The organism is Streptomyces sp. NPDC033966 (genome assembly GCF_055575955.1).
In genome coordinates, this window is sequence record NZ_JBVIRQ010000003.1 from 264,108 (window position 1) to 279,456 (window position 15,349).

Below are 15,349 nucleotides of genomic sequence, written 5' to 3' on the forward strand. Positions count from 1 at the left end.
CGTGCCGGCCCCGGGAACGGGTCCGGCCATCGGGCGGTGGGCACGGTCACCACCCCATCTCCGTGTAGAGGCGGCCGGCCCGGATGCCCTCGATCGCGGCGCGGGTGTACGGGACGACCCGGTCGGGGAGGGCGTCGGCGGGCCACCAGCCCCACGACACGCAGCGGTCCGGCTCGCGCACCTGCGGCGTGCCCGTCCACTGACGGGCGCGGAAGACGAACCCGACCCGGGGCTGCGCGCCGGGTTCGTCCACCATGTGCACCACGTGCGCAAGCTCCACGTCCTCCGGATCGATGACGAGTCCGGCCTCCTCCTCCGCCTCCCGCACCAGGCAGGCCACCGCGGACTCCTGCTCGCAGTGCCCGGCGAGGAAGTGGTGGGTGGAGCCCGCGTACGCGGAGTCGGGGTGCCGGAGGCCGAGCAGCACCTGGCCGTCCTGCTCCAGATAGAGGTGGACGCCCACGACGTTGAGCCGCGCCCGGCCTCCAGGGCGGGCCTGCGGCACTGAGGCGGGGGCCTGGGCTTGGTGGAGGTCGATGACCTCCGTCGTCCACGGGCACATCGTCAGGTACGGGATGGTGTCGGCGCCGAAGTGGCGGAACATGATGCCCTCGGGGCACGGCAGGCTGTCGGCGTCGCCGTCCCAGGCGCCGAGGTAGACGCGGATCCGGCCCTCGATCCCGTCGGGGCCGACGCAGTCGACGACCGTGAACTCCTCCAGCGGGACGGTCAAGCCGGTCTCCTCCAGCAGTTCCCGCTCCACCGCCTCCCGGGAGGACTCCGCCCCTTCGCGGTTGCCGCCGGGGATGCTCCACGTCCCCGGGTCGCAGATCTTCTTGTTGGCGTCCCGAAGGTGCAGCAGGTAGCGGCCACGGGAGTCGACCAGCAGCGCGGCGGTTCCGAGCGGATCTTCGGACAGGGACATCACAGGCTCCTTGGCATGGGGGTGGGCGAGGTGAACAGGCAGAGCGGCCGGCTGCCGTGGACGAGCGCCAGACGCGTCGGGTCCGCGCTCATGACCTGTTCCTTGCGGTCAGTGCGTCGTGGTCGCCGGGCGGCTGGGACGGGAGGGAGGCGTCAAAGGCCGCGGCTTGGACGAGGTAGGCGGCGCGGAATTCACCCGTACCGGTCTCCTCGTCCATCAGCTCGGCGAAGGTGCCCGACTCCGCGACCCGGCCGTCCTTGAGGACGTGGATGAGGTCCGCGTGGCGCACGGAGTGCAGGCGGTGCGTGATGAGCACGATCGTCTGGCCGGAGGTCGCGGCCAGGGCCCTGATCTGATCGAAGACCCGCTGCTCGGCGACGGCGTCCAGGGCGCTGGTCGGTTCGTCCACGATCAGGATCTCGGCCTCCCGGTACTTCGCCCGCGCGATGCCGATCCGCTGCCACTGGCCGCCCGAGATCTGGTGCCCGCCGCGGTAGCCGCGGGCCAGGAGCGTGCCGAGCCCGCGCGGTAGGTCGTCGAGGACCTGGTCGGCGCCGGCGAAACCGGCAGCCTCCTCGACCGCTTGATCGTTGATGGCCTGGCTGGGCTGTCCGATGCCGACGTTCACGCGGAAGGTGAACGGCCAGTGGTAGAAGTCCTGCGACATCAGGGCGACGCGGCCGAAGACCTGGTCGCGGTCAGCGGTGCGGGCGTCGACGTCGTCCCACCAGATCGTGCCGCTGCCCTCATCAGGCAGGTACAGGCCGGCCAGCAGCTTGACCAGCGTGGACTTTCCGGAGCCGTTCTCGCCCACCAGCGCGATGATCTTGCCTGCCGGGAACCCCAGGCTGACGTCGCGCAGTGTGGGCTCCGGCTCGTTGCTGCCGCTGCCGGGGTACGTGAAGGAGACCTTCTCGAACCGGACCTCCCGCAGCCTCTCGGGCAGCGGCTGCCCGCCCACGGGGATGGCCCGCGTCGTAGCCTCCCGGCACAGCCGCTCGAAATCGGCGACGAACAGCGACTCCTGGTGCAGCTCGGTGATCTGCAGCACCAGGGTGTCCAGACTCGCAGCGCCGGTACGGATGGCCAGGACGGCCGTGCCCGCGACCGCGAGGTCCATGGCCCCGCCCCACAGCAGCACGCCCAGGGCCCCGTAGGTGAGGAGGGTGGCGATGCCGCCGGCGCCGTCGGCGACGAGCCCGATCCGCGCGGCGCGGCGGGCCAGCCGGGTCTGCTCGCGCTCGCTGGTCTCGGCCATGGTCCGGAAGTGGCCCAGCAGGAACGGGCCGACGCCGTGCACGCGGACCTCCGCCGCTGCCTCCTTCTGGGTCAGCAGCTGGCCGAGGAGGTGCCCGGCGCGGGCGTGCTGGACGAAGGCGTGGAAGGAGATGTACTTCTGGCGGGAGATCATCAGCGAACTCCACGCGCTCGGCAGGGTCATCAGCACGAGCAGCGGCAGCAGCAGCGGGTGCAGGACGGTCAGCACGCCGGCCGCGGCGATGAGGGAGACCGCGGAGTTGAGGGTGTTGGTGCAGTAGCGGATCATGCGCCGGGCGGAGTCAGCGCCGTACCGGGCCGCGTCCAGGAGCCGGTGGAACTCGTCGTCCTCGATCGCGGCGAGCTCCGTACGGTGCACCAGCCCCAGGTACTGCTCGGTCGCCACCCGCTGCACCTTCGGCTCCAGGGTTCCGGTGGCCGCCGTCGACGCCGACCGCAGCAGGGAGCCGAGAAACGCGGTCACAGCCACGACCGTGAGGGCGGGCACGGCCTGCGTAAGGCGCTCGTTGGTGCTGCCGCTCGCCAGGATGTGTCCGAGGACGCTGTTCACGGCTACCAGTCCCACGGCCTGGGCGATCCCGCGGCCTCCTTCGGCGACCAGGACGACGCGCAGGGCACGGGCGTCGGCCAGGTGTGCGAGCCGCAGGCCCGTCCCGACCAGCCGAGGCAGTTCCTTCGCCATGGTCCACAGGCCGAGCTTCAGCCAGGCGCCTTCGTGCCGGTCCCAGCCGACGTCGTAGGCGAGCTCGCCACCGAAGAGGAGCCGCTCGGAGTCCGACACCCCCGCGGTGCCGGATCCGGTCTTGGTGTCCTTGCTCACGCCGCCCTCCCGGTGTCCGGTCGTGAGCCGCGGCCACGGGAGGAGGGGGCGTCAACCTGGCGCCCGTCCGCCTGTCGCGTGCACGGGGCGGACTTGGGATGTTCGATTGCGGAAGGAGCTTCGGGGTGGTTCGGCTGGGGATTCACACGGTCCTCCGGATGGGCGCACGGCTGGTACTGGTGCTCTAAGAACGGCTCCCGATCGGGCGAGTCACGGTCGATTCGGGGGCGGATGGTGAACGAATGTTCTGGTCGGCCCTGGTGGGCTTGGCGTGCCTGAGGGGGAGGTGTTGAAACTCGCTCGAACAGGGTCTTGTCACCCGGGCGGGGGATTGTGGGCTCAGGTTCGGTGGCTGGGCCGTGGCGTCTGCGGGCATGCCGGGGAGGGCAGTGGCGGGGCTGCCGCTGCCCTGATGGGGGTGCGAGGAGGGATCAGGCGGAGGTGCCCTCCAGGGCCTGGTTCCAGGCGCTGATCCCCGAGGGATCGAGGAGCGGCGCGACCGGCGTTGCGAGGTACTCGTGCTCGACGAGGTAGAGGGCCGCGGTGCCGGCGTGGCAGGGGAAGAGCTCGTTCATCCGGCGGGCAATCACTTCGGCGTCGGCGTCGGCGTCGCAGGAGACGCATCACCTGCCGCGGTACGCGCCGCGGTCAAAGGCATGCACTTCGAGGCGCCGCAGGCCCGGTCCGGGTCGACGAGGAGAATCAACATCTCTGGCGCACGGTACGTATCGGGCGCATCCGGCCCGACCGCCAGTTCGACATCATCTGGACATCGGAAGTCGTCATCCGCCCCGTCCCGTACCCGCCCTACCGCACGCGGCGGGCGTGGAACGAACTCCTGACCGGCCTCTACGACGGCTGGGGAGGCAACTTGGATCGCTTGCCGACGGCTGAAGTGATGGATGAAGCCCCGGCACGGTAGAGCGCCCCTCGGGCCGGCCCCTGCGCGTGGCGCCCAGGCGACAGCCTCGCCGGGATCGCCGGAAGACACCCCCTGAACCCATGGAAACGGTGCGCCGCCTCCGGTCGGAAACTTTTAGGTAGCGCTACGGATTGTTAGGTTCCAGATTCCGGACGATGCTCTTACCTCGACGGCGGCTCGTCCGTAACCACACCTCGGTGGCCTGTTGAGGGCACGACCGGATGTGTCATGGAACCTCCCCCAGGGGAGCGGCCGTCACGCGCAGGCATGGCTGCCGGGGGGTGCGGTCATGCCTGCCTCTCGCTGCGGGATCGCCGGCGGTCACCGGATGGTCCCTGCCCCGTGGTGCGGACGCGGACCTCGGTGGCTCCGTCAGGTCGTCAGTTCTGCCTCCGGCCTGCCCGCGAGGGGTTACTCCGTGCTCGCCGGGCCGGCGCGGTCCGGACAGTCGTCGAGGAGGAATCTGCATGAGTTCCCACAGGGTGGGCCTGCGCGCTGTCGCCGCAGGGTTCACGAGTGTTGCCCTGCTGGTCGGGGCGGGTACGGCAGTGAGCGCGACCCCCACTCCCTCGGGCGAGGGAGTGATCGTCGGCGCGGGGCGTGCCGACGTGGTGAAGGACTCCTACATCGTCACCCTGAACGCGTCGGTCGGGCGCGGTGAGGTCGAGCGGCACGCCCGCGACCTGGCGGAGGCGCACGGCGGCACGCTGGGCCACGTGTACACCGACGCGCTGCGCGGCTTCTCCGTCCGTCTGCCGGAGGCCGCCGCCAAGCGGCTCGCCGCGAACCCGGCGGTGGCGCGGGTGGAGGTGGACGGGATAGCGCGCGCCGCCGAGACGCAGACCAACCCGACCTGGGGCCTGGACCGCGTCGACCAGCGGGACCTGCCGCTGGACAAGAAGTACACCTACCCGGGTACCGCCCCGAACGTCACCGCGTACGTCGTGGACACGGGCATCCGTACGACCCACCAGGACTTCGGCGGCCGGGCGGTCAGCGGCTACGACTTCATCGACAACGACTCCAACGCCTCCGACTGCAACGGCCACGGCACCCACGTCGCCGGAACGGTCGGCGGCAGCACCTACGGGATCGCCAAGGGCGCGAAGCTGGTCGCCGTACGGGTGCTGGACTGCGGAGGGACTGCTCCGTGGTCGACTGTCATCAGCGGGGTCGACTGGGTGACGCGCAACGCCGTCAGGCCCGCCGTGGCCAACGCGAGCATCGGCGGGGGCAAGAGCCAGTCCCTCGAGAACGCGGTGGCCAACTCGGTGGCATCCGGTATCACCTGGGCGGTGGCGGGGGGCAACAACAACGCGGAGGCCTGCTCCGAGTCACCCGCTGCAACGCCCGCCGCCATCACCGTGGGCGCGACCGACAGCAACGACGCCCGTGCCTCGTTCTCCAACTACGGCGCGTGCCTGGACGTGTTCGCCCCGGGCGTGAACATCACCTCGGCGTCCTACTCCAGCGACACGGCGACAGCGGTCGAGAGCGGCACGTCGATGGCCTCCCCGCACGTGGCCGGCGCGGCCGCCCTGGTCCTCGCGGCCAACCCGTCCTGGTCGCCGGCGCAGGTCCGCGACAAGCTCGTGGCCGACGCCACCCCCAACAAGGTCACCGACGCCAAGGCCGGTTCCCCGAACAAGCTGCTCTACATCAACAACGGTGGCACCACTCCGCCGCCGAGCGGCCCGAAGTTCGAGAACACGGCCGACTACCAGATCAGGGACAACGCCACCGTCAACTCGCCGGTCACCGTGTCCGGAGTCAGCGGCAACGCGCCGGCGGCCCTGGCGGTGAACGTGGACATCCGCCACACCTTCCGCGGTGACCTGCGCGTCGAGCTCATCGCCCCCGACGGCAGCGCCTACCGCCTGAAGGACTACAACAGCAACGACGACGCGGACAACGTCCAGGGCACCTACACCGTCAACGCCTCCGGCGAGGTCGCCAACGGCACCTGGAACCTGCGCGTCACCGACAACGCCAAGGACGACATCGGCTACATCAACGCCTGGTCGCTCCAGTTCTGACCCGTTGACCCGGCAGACCGGCCCGACAGCCGCCTGCCCCCCCTCCAGGCCCGTCCCGGACAGACAAGGGATGCGCTGCACGAGCGCAGCGCATCGGGACGGGCACAGAGCACGGGCTGCCGGGCCATGAAGATCCCGGCGGCCCGTGTGCCCCAGCGGGTACCAGGCTGGCGCGGTCCCCGGGAACCCGGGTGTGGCGTGCCGATCCGACGGCGACCCCAGCCCCATTGCCGAAGATTCACACCTGTAACGGTTATATCACCAAAGAATCTTCGACTGGATTTTCCATTCCACCTACGATTTCCTGTTGCGGGGCTCGTAGGGCACCGCACCACTTTTGAGGAGCAGCGCGATGAGCGCCAGGCGTACGAAGAAGCCGATGACGGACCGGAAGGGCAAGGGGCGGCACAGCAGGACGATGAGCGCGGGCCGGATCACGGCCGCCTGCGCGGTCGCGGCGCTCGCGACGACGGCGGTTGTGTGGGTGCAGAGCGACGAGCAGGCCGCGCAGGCCACGCAGCCGGGCACGGCCAAGGTGCCGTCCCTGGCCCTGGTCGACGGCAAGCTGTCCTACACGCCGGACGCGTCCAGGAACCGGATCCCCGACTTCTCGTCGGCCGGCTACAAGGGCGGCGGCGTCCCCCTGCCGAACGCCGCCGTCGTGGGACGCGTCGACGCACGCGGCAGCGGTGACGACACCGCGCGCATCCAGGCCGCCCTCGACAGCGCCGCGAAGCTGAAGCCGTCGGCTGCCGGTGTGCGCGGCGCGGTCCTCCTGGGGCCGGGGAAGTTCCGGGTCACCGCCTCGCTGAAGCTGGCGGACGGAGTCGTCCTGCGCGGCTCCGGCACCGACGTGGCCACGGGAGGGACCGTACTCGTGGCTCAGGGGACCCCCGGCTCGCTGATCACCATCGGTGGCGACGGCGCCTACACCAGGACGGGGCAGCGGGCGACGATCGCCGACGACTACGTGCCCGTCGGTGCCACCGAGGTCACCCTCGAGGACGCCTCCTCCTTCAAGGCGGGCGAGCGGATCGTGGTCCAGCGCCCGACCACTCAGGAGTGGATCAACGCGATCGGCATGAACAAGATCCCCGGCGGGGAGTCCTGGAAGCCGAACTCCGGCATTCTCGCGGTACGCACCGTGGTGGCCGTCTCCGGGAGGACCCTCACCCTGGACGCCCCGATCACGACGGCGATCGAGAAGAAGTACGGCGGCGGCACCGCCTGGCATTACACCCTCGATGGCCAGGTCACCCACGCGGGCGTGGAGAACCTCGCCGCGGACGCGGACAAGTTCACCGAGCACGCCGACTACGGGCGCCCCGAGGGCGGCAAGAACAAGGATGCCGGCGCCTTCGCCTCCCGCCTGGTGACGATCGGCGCCGCACGGGACGTTTGGGTCAAGGACGTGAAGCTGAACCGCTTCGGCTCCGGGTTCTACGTCAACGACAACGCCAGCCGCGTCACCATCGAGCGGGCCGCCGACCTGAACATGGCCGTCCCCGACGGCCTGGCCCCGCCGCCCGCGTTCATGGTCGGCGGACAGCAGGTCCTGGTCCGCGACACCACCGTCACCGGCGACCGCGTCCACGCCTGGACCACCCAGGCCTTCGCCGCCGGCCCCAACGTCTTCACCCGCTCCACCGCCCGCTCCCTCTCGGGCCATGACCAAATAGACGCGGGCCCGCACATGCGCTGGGCCTCGGGCACCCTGTACGACCAGCTGACCATCAACAGCACCGACAGCGCGTTCATCGCCGCCAACGCCTGGGACGGCGGCACCGGCCACGGCTGGCAGGGCGCCAACAACATGTTCTGGAACACCAAGGCCGCGAAGTACACCATCCTGACGCCGCCCACCGCCAACAACTGGGCGTACGGCATCACCGGCCAGCAGGTCGACGGCAAGCACAACGACGACCTCCCGACCACACCCGCACTCGGGACCATCGTCAGCCCCGGCAAGCCGGTAGCACCCGCCAGCCTCTACGAACAGCAGCTGTCAGAGCGCCACTGACCCCGAAACACCGTACGGGCCCCGCGGGGGCGGGCCCGTACGGGCAGTGCGGCAGAGCCCCCGCGTGGCGTATCTGCTCGGACCACCCCAGGAGAGCCAGCCTCCCGTGCACGCACCACGGCCCGCCCCCGCCCCCACCCCCCTGATCGGACGCACAGCCCAGCTCGCCGCGCTGTGCCGGGTGGCAGCCCGGCCGCCGAGCATCATCGTCATCACCGGCGAGGCCGGCATCGGCAAGACGCGACTCGTCCAGGAGCTCCTGCGAGCCCCTGCGCTGAAGGGCCTCCCGCACCTGATCGGGCAGTGCTCCGAGATGGCGCAGACTCCGGTCCTGGGACCGGTCATCGCCGCGCTCAACTGTCTTCCCGCCAGTGCGCTGCGCGAGGTACCCGCACTCGCGGGCGCTCTGCGTCTTCTTCTGCCCGACCTCGCCGGCTCGCTGCCGCCGTCGCTTCCGGTCTTCAGCTACGCGCAGGCCGAGACCTACCGCCTGCACGGAGCCATCTACGCACTGCTCCGGTCCATAGACCCGGCGGTCCTGGTGCTGGAGGACGTCCACTGGGCCGACGCGAGCACCCGCGAGTTCCTGCGGGTCCTGACCACCCGCCTTCCCGCCGACCTCACGGTCGTCCTCACCGACCGGGACGACGCTCCCCATGCCGCAAGGCACCGTGGACCGGCCTCGTGGCTGTCCGGTGCACTGGTCCACGAAGTCCGCCTCGCCCCCCTGACGGCAGCGGAGACGGGAGAGCTGGCCGCTCAGCTGATGGGCGCGGACCGCACGTCCCAGCACTTTGCCGAACGTCTGCACCGCCGCACCGCCGGCATCCCCTTCGCCATCGAGGAAGTCATCAGGCTGATCACCGACGACGATGCCGGCGCCCCGGACGCCGATGGCACGATCATCCTGCCCGCCCCGGTGCGGCGCGTGCTCCTGGAACGTCTGGCCCTCCTCCCGGAACAGGCCCGCGACGTCATCGCCGCCGCCGCTGTGGCAGCACGTCCCGTCACCGTCGACCTGCTCGCCGACATCACCGGCCTGAGCGAACCCGACACCCGCCGGGCCGTCACCATGGCGCTCGAACACGGCGTCCTGCACCCCGCCGCCGCCGGGACCCTCGACTTCCGCCACTCCCTGGCCCGCCAGGCGGCCTACGAAGCCGTCTGCGAGTTCGAACGCCGCCCGCTGCACCTGCGCGCGGCCAAAGCCGTCCTCACCCACATCTCGCCACCGCCGCTCGCCCAGATCGCCCACCACTACCAACAGGCCGGCCGCACCAAGGCCTACCTGCGCTACACCGAAGCCGCCGGCGACCGCGCCGCCGCGCAGGGCGACACCAGCACCGCCACCCGCCACTACCTCACGGCGCTGAGCGACCACCCCTCCACCGCCTCCCGGATCCGGCTCGGCCTCAAACTCGGCAGCGCCGCCCTGTCCGCGATGCCCGACGGCGCCACCCTCCCCGCCCTGCGCCGCGTCATCGGCCAGGATGATCCCCCGCAGGCCGTCCGCGGTGAACTCCGTCTCTACCTCGGGACCCTGATGCGCAACCAGGCCGGCCTCGGACTCGCCGGCATGGACGAGATCGCCCGGGCCGCCGACGACCTCACCGACACCGCACCCGAACTCGCGGCCCGCGCCATGTCCACCATCGCCTTCCCCTCCGTCCAGGGATGGCCCCTGGCCCAGCACCTTGGCTGGCTGGAGCGCGCCGAAGCACTCATCCCGCGCATCACGGACCCCGTCCAGCGCACCGCCATCGCCGTCAACCGGGCCACCGTCCTGATGCTCACCGGCGACCCGGAAGCCTGGAACGCGGCCGCGGACCTGCCCCGGACTCCCTCCTCGGCCGCCGAGGAAGTCCAGCTCGCCCGCGCCCACGTCAACCTCGCCCACGCCACCACCGCGCTCGGCCACCCCGCCGCCGCCCACGACCACCTCGCCCAGGCGGACGAATTCCTGGAACGCAACGGCATCCCCTACCTCGCGGGACTCGCCGAAACCGCCCACCTCCTCCTCGCCTGGACCACCGGCCACTGGGAAGGGCTCGCCGAGCGCGCACAGCGCGCCGTCCACCTCTACACCGACATCCCCGACCTCGCCGCCGAATCCCTCCTCGTCCGCGGCCTGCTCACCCTCCATCAGCGGGGGGACACCGCAACCGCGCGCCAGGACCTGACGAACGCCGCCCGTACCTCCCGGCTCGACACCGGCATCGTCCTGCCCGCCTCCGCCGCCGCACTCGCGCGCATCCACCTCGCCGCCGACCGCCCCGACCACGCCCACGACACCACGGTGGAGACCCTCGATCACATCCGCCGGACCGGAGGATGGATCTGGGCCACCGAACTCGCCCCCACCGCCGTCGAAGCCCTCGTACGAACCGGCCGGCACCCGGAAGCCCAGCGGCTCGTCGAGGACTTCACCCACGGCATCGACGGACGACGCGCCCCGGCCGCCACCGCCGCCCTCCTCACCTGCCGCGCCCACCTCGCGGAAGCCGACCGGCACACGGAGGCCGCCCACGCCCTCTTCACCGAAGCCGCCCAGGCCTGGAACGAGGCCGACAGACCCCTCGAAACAGGACATGCCCTCCAGGGCTCCGCCCGCTGCAGTCTCGCCCATGACGCACACCGCGGGCAGGAACTCGGCAACCAGGCGCTGGAGATCTACGGCCGCGTCGGCGCGGACTGGGACATCAGCACGTGCCACCGCATGCTGCACCGCCACGGCCTCTCCCGCACCCACAAGCGCGGCCCCATCGGCTACGGCGACGAACTCTCCCCCCGCGAGCTCCAAGTCGCTCGGCTCGCTGCACAAGGCCTCCCCAACCGGGCCATTGCCGACCGCCTGGGAATCTCGCCCCGGACCGTCGAGCACCACGTCGCCAACTCCCTGCGCAAACTCGCCATCAGCAGCAGAACACACCTCGCGGCCGCGCTGGCCACTTCGTCCCCGGAGCTCTGAAGATGCCGCATCTCGTACGGCCGGCCTACTTCAGGACGCTGTTCGGGTGGGAGGGGTGCGGGAACAGGATCGCGGCCAGGTGGCGGGTTGAGGGGAGCATCGACCGATTCGGTGTGGCTTCAGACGGTCAAAGAAGGCGCCTGCCGGGCAAAAGCCCAGGTCAGGCGCCTTCTTTGGGTGGGCTAGAAGAAGCCCAGCTTCTTCGGGGAGTAGGACACCAGCAGATTCTTGGTCTGCTGGTAGTGCTCCAGCATCATCTTGTGGGTCTCCCGGCCGATGCCCGACTGCTTGTAGCCGCCGAAGGCGGCGTGGGCCGGGTAGGCGTGGTAGCAGTTCGTCCAGACGCGGCCCGCCTGGATGGCGCGGCCCGCGCGGTAGGCCGTGTTGATGTCGCGGCTCCAGACGCCCGCGCCCAGGCCGTACGCCGTGTCGTTGGCTATGCGGATGGCGTCGTCGAAGTCCTGGAAGGAGGTCACCGACACCACCGGGCCGAAGATCTCCTCCTGGAAGATCCGCATCCGGTTGTCGCCCTCGAAGATGGTCGGCTCCACGTAGAAGCCGCCCGCCAGGTCCCCGCCGTGGTCGATGCGGCCGCCGCCCGTGAGGATCTTCGCGCCCTCCTGCTGGCCGATCTCCACGTACGAGAGGATCTTGCGCAGCTGCTCCTCCGAGGCCTGGGCGCCGATCATCGTGTCCGTGTCCAGCGGGTGGCCCGGGACGATGAGTTCGGTGCGGGCCACCGCCGCGTCCAGGAAGTCGCCGTACCGGCCGCGCTCGATCAGCGCGCGCGACGGGCTCGTACACACCTCGCCCTGGTTCAGGGCGAACATCGTGAAGCCCTCCAGGGCCTTGTCGCGCAGGTCGTCGTCCGTCGCCCAGATGTCGTCGAAGAAGATGTTCGGGCTCTTGCCGCCGAGTTCGAGCGTCACCGGCTTCAGGTGCTCCGCCGCGTACTGCATGATCAGGCGGCCCGTGGAGGTCTCCCCGGTGAAGGCGACCTTCGCCACGCGCGGGCTCGACGCCAGCGGCTTGCCGGCCTCCTCGCCGAAGCCGTTGACGATGTTCACCACGCCCGGCGGGAGCAGGTCCGCCACCAGGCTCAGCCAGTAGTGGACGGACGCCGGGGTCTGCTCGGCCGGCTTCAGGACCACCGTGTTGCCCGCCGCCAGAGCCGGGGCGAGCTTCCACACGGCCATCAGGATCGGGAAGTTCCACGGGATGATCTGGCCGACCACGCCCAGCGGCTCGTGGAAGTGGTACGCCACCGTGTCGTCGTCGAGCTGGCTGAGGGCGCCCTCCTGGGCGCGCAGGGCGCCCGCGAAGTAGCGGAACTGGTCGACGGCCAGGGGCAGGTCCGCGGCCAGGGTCTCGCGGACCGGCTTGCCGTTCTCCCAGGTCTCCGCGACCGCCAGCGCCTCCAGGTGCTGTTCCATCCGGTCCGCGATGCGCAGCAGGATCGTCGAGCGCTCGGTCGGCGACGTGCGGCCCCAGGCCGGCGCCGCCGCGTGCGCGGCGTCCAGGGCCCGTTCCACGTCCTCCGCCGTGCCGCGCGCGACCTCGGTGAAGGGCCGGCCGGTGACGGGGGAGGGGTTCTCGAAGTACCGGCCGCGGGCCGGCTCCACGTACTCCCCGCCGATGAAGTGGCCGTAGCGGGACGCGTACGACATCAGCGCGCCCTCGGTACCGGGTGCCGCGTAACGGGCCATGGGTGTCTTCCCCTCGCCTGGCGCCGGCCGCCGTTGGACAGCGCTCGGGCAGGACGCTAGGGGCGGGCAGGTTGCGGGTACGTTGCACGCCGGACGCCGAGCTCCTCGTCGAGGGAGCGTACGCGGGCCAGCGCGGCCGGCCGGCCCTGCGGGGGCAGGGCTTCGGCCAGCGCCCGCCACACCTCGGGGTCCTCCGCGCCCCACGGGCTGCACACCCAGTCGGCCAGCAGCCCCGGGTCCGCCCGGGCGATCACCGCGGCCCGCGCCTGCTCCTCGATCCGCCGCCGCAGACGGACGATGCCGGGCGCCGAGGAGGCCGGCAGCAGCGGTCCCGGGTAGCGGGTGAGGGCGGCCGAGACGGCCCCCGCTGCCAAGTGCCGGGTCACGGCGGTGAAATCGGCCTCCAGGGGGACGGCGGTGCGGTACGGGCGGGAGAGCAGGTTCCCGGCGCCGAGCAGGGCGCGCAGCCGGGACATCTCCGCCCGCAGCGTCACCGCCGCCACGGACTCCTCCTCGTACAGGGCGAAGGCCAGTTCCTCCCCGGACAGCCCCTCGGGGTGGTGCGCGAGCAGCGTCACGATCTCGCTGTGCCGCCGCCCCAGCGGGATCCGCCGGCCGCCGAGCACCAGCAGCGCCTCGTCCCGCCCGAGCGCGGCGAGGGTGTCGCGGGAGGCCGGCGGCTGCGGTGCCAGCAGCGCCAGCTGGGCTTCGGCGGCCCGCGCCACCGCCTGCACGAACGCCAGCGAATGGGGGTGGGCCAGCCCGTCGCCGCCGGTGATGTCGACGGCCCCGAGGACCCGGCCCGTGCCGGGGTCCCGCACCGGGGCCGCCGCGCACGTCCAGGGGTGCACGAGGCGGCTGAAGTGCTCGGCGCCGAAGACCTGTACGGGCTCCCCGACGGCGACCGCCGTGCCGGGCGCGTTGGTCCCCATCGCCGACTCCGCCCAGCGCGTGCCCGGTACGAAGCCGAGGCGCTCGGCGCGGCGCAGGGTGGCCGTCTCCCCCTCGACCCAGAGCAGTTCGCCGCGGGCGTCGCACACCGCGAGCAGATGGGCCCCGTGCGCCGCGAACGCCCCCACCAGATCCCGGAACAGCGGCATCACCGGGGCCAGCGGGTGCTGCTCGCGGTAGGCCGGCAGCTCCGCCTCCGCCCGGGCCTGCCGGGGCGCGCACTCCGGGCTGACCCGCGCCCGCGCGCACCGCCGCCAGGACTGGGCGATGACGGCCCGGACCGGGGGCTCGACCCGCCCGTGCCGGGTGAAGGCCTCGTGCGCCCGTCGCAGGACGCGCGTGCGCTCGACGGGATCGGCCCCGCCCGGCAGCGCCAACGACGGATCGCCCATGTCACCCTCCCGAGGGGTCGTGGAGCCGTGTACGCGGAGGGCCCCATCGTCATGCGGCTCCCGGACCCCGGCAAGCGTCGTGTCGGCCAGTCCGTGCCGGAACCCGGCCGGGAACACACGGCCGCGCCCGCACGTTGACCATGGCGGAAGCAGGAGTTCGGCCGCCTGGGGCGGCAGGGGGGACACAGGACTTTCTCATGAGCACCACCACCGGGCGCGGCACGGCGACGAGCAGCGCGACGGTCGCGGCCGTCAGCAGCAATGCCGAGTACTCCTTCACCAAGCCCAACCGGGAGGGCATCACCCTCCTCGCCGGCCTCGGCGTCGAGGGCGACGTCCACGCCGGGGTCACGGTCAAGCACCGCTCGCGCGTGGCGCAGGACCCGGACCAGCCCAACCTGCGCCAGGTGCACCTGATCCACCGGGAACTGTTCGAGGAGGTCGCCGCGGCCGGCTTCGTCGTCACCCCGGGGCAGCTCGGGGAGAACGTGACCACCGAGGGCATAGACCTGCACGCCCTGCCGACGGGCACGCTGCTGCGCATGGGCGAGGAGGCCGTGGTGGAGGTGACGGGCCTGCGCAATCCGTGCCCGCAGATCAACGCCTTCCAGGACGGCCTGCTCAAGCAGGTCGTCGGCCGGGACGAGGAGGGCCGGGTGGTCCGCAAGGCCGGGATCATGGGCGTGGTCCACCAGGGCGGCACGATCCGCCCCGGCGACCCCATCACCACCACCCTCCCGCCCCTCCCGCACGTCCCGCTCGAACGCGTCTGACGGGGCGGGGCGGGTGGCGCACGAAGTACAGACGGCCTAGTAGTAGTCCCGCATCAGGGCCGTCACCCATTGCGGCTGGCGGGTTTCGCCGCGGGGGGCGAATTCCGTCATGTACGGCTTCAGGTCGAGCACGGGGGTGCCGTCCACCGCGTCCAGGCCCTCCACGTGCACGTCCAGGCCGTCGACCTTCAGCACCCTGCACCGTGACAGGCCGATGCGGTTGGGGCGGTTCTTGCCGCGCTGGGCGAAGATCCCGACCAGGGGCCAGTCCTGGTTCCCGCGCGGGTGCCGGGCACCCGTCTCGATCTTCTCCACCGGCACCCGGTCGAAGTGGTACACGACCTCGACGTGGGAGAAGTCCTCCAGCCCGTAGAGGGCTTCGGGGCCGAACCGCGCGGCGTCCAGCCGGATCACCGCCCGCTCGCGTCCCCAGTCGTCGTCCACGACCTCCGACCGGCCGCCCACGACCACGCCCACCGGCCGGGACTCCACCGGTTCCATCGATTCCGCCATCACGTTCCTCCGTGTTCCGTTCCGTCTTCCGTCCACCTGTACTCC

11 protein-coding genes are annotated in these 15,349 nt (G+C 71.7%); 5 read left to right on the forward strand and 6 right to left on the reverse strand.

The genetic code is table 11. The features are described 5' to 3' along the window. Nucleotides 1-46: 46 nt before the first annotated feature. From ACZ518_RS10155 to ACZ518_RS10165, 3 genes are all read right to left on the reverse strand, one after another. Entirely contained in the window at nt 47-925 is an 879-nt protein-coding gene (locus ACZ518_RS10155; RefSeq protein WP_469112564.1) for an NUDIX hydrolase, read from the reverse strand. An 88-nt stretch (nt 926-1,013) separates the two neighbouring features. Further along, nucleotides 1,014-3,023 (reverse strand): ABC transporter ATP-binding protein, encoded by a 2,010-nt coding sequence (locus ACZ518_RS10160; protein ID WP_469112565.1) that lies wholly within the window; start codon nt 3,021-3,023, stop codon nt 1,014-1,016. Nucleotides 3,024-3,454: 431 nt separating this feature from the next. Further along, the gene (locus ACZ518_RS10165) at nt 3,455-3,598 is read right to left on the reverse strand and encodes a hypothetical protein (protein WP_469112964.1); all 144 of its coding nucleotides are present in this window, start codon (nt 3,596-3,598) and stop codon (nt 3,455-3,457) included. Between the two features lie 47 nt (nt 3,599-3,645). On the opposite strand from ACZ518_RS10165, the gene ACZ518_RS10170 reads away from it, so the two are divergent. The 4 genes from ACZ518_RS10170 (at nt 3,646) to ACZ518_RS10185 (ending at nt 10,969) form a co-directional block, all read left to right on the forward strand. Next, nucleotides 3,646-3,945, forward strand: coding sequence for a transporter substrate-binding protein (locus ACZ518_RS10170; protein ID WP_469112943.1), 300 nt, complete (start codon nt 3,646-3,648; stop codon nt 3,943-3,945). A 467-nt stretch (nt 3,946-4,412) separates the two neighbouring features. Beyond that, the gene (locus ACZ518_RS10175; protein ID WP_469112566.1) at nt 4,413-5,981 is read left to right on the forward strand and encodes a S8 family peptidase; all 1,569 of its coding nucleotides are present in this window, start codon (nt 4,413-4,415) and stop codon (nt 5,979-5,981) included. Nucleotides 5,982-6,333: 352 nt separating this feature from the next. Then, a complete protein-coding gene (locus ACZ518_RS10180; RefSeq protein ID WP_469112567.1) occupies nt 6,334-8,001 on the forward strand; it encodes a peptidoglycan-binding protein in 1,668 nt (555 codons plus the stop codon). Nucleotides 8,002-8,107: 106 nt separating this feature from the next. Next, the gene (locus ACZ518_RS10185) at nt 8,108-10,969 is read left to right on the forward strand and encodes an ATP-binding protein (protein WP_469112568.1); all 2,862 of its coding nucleotides are present in this window, start codon (nt 8,108-8,110) and stop codon (nt 10,967-10,969) included. A 182-nt stretch (nt 10,970-11,151) separates the two neighbouring features. Here the strand turns inward: ACZ518_RS10185 and exaC are convergent, their stop codons facing one another. Together exaC and ACZ518_RS10195 are read right to left on the reverse strand one after the other, a co-directional pair. Further along, nucleotides 11,152-12,675 (reverse strand): acetaldehyde dehydrogenase ExaC, encoded by a 1,524-nt coding sequence (gene exaC, locus ACZ518_RS10190; protein WP_469112569.1) that lies wholly within the window; start codon nt 12,673-12,675, stop codon nt 11,152-11,154. A 56-nt stretch (nt 12,676-12,731) separates the two neighbouring features. Then, nucleotides 12,732-14,018 (reverse strand): GAF domain-containing protein, encoded by a 1,287-nt coding sequence (locus tag ACZ518_RS10195; RefSeq protein ID WP_469112570.1) that lies wholly within the window; start codon nt 14,016-14,018, stop codon nt 12,732-12,734. Between the two features lie 197 nt (nt 14,019-14,215). On the opposite strand from ACZ518_RS10195, the gene ACZ518_RS10200 reads away from it, so the two are divergent. Further along, entirely contained in the window at nt 14,216-14,791 is a 576-nt protein-coding gene (locus ACZ518_RS10200; RefSeq protein WP_469112571.1) for an MOSC domain-containing protein, read from the forward strand. Nucleotides 14,792-14,827: 36 nt separating this feature from the next. Here the strand turns inward: ACZ518_RS10200 and ACZ518_RS10205 are convergent, their stop codons facing one another. Beyond that, on the reverse strand, nt 14,828-15,304 hold the full coding sequence (locus tag ACZ518_RS10205) for an SAM-dependent methyltransferase (RefSeq protein ID WP_469112572.1): 477 nt from the start codon (nt 15,302-15,304) through the stop codon (nt 14,828-14,830). Between the last annotated feature and the right edge of the window lie 45 nt (nt 15,305-15,349).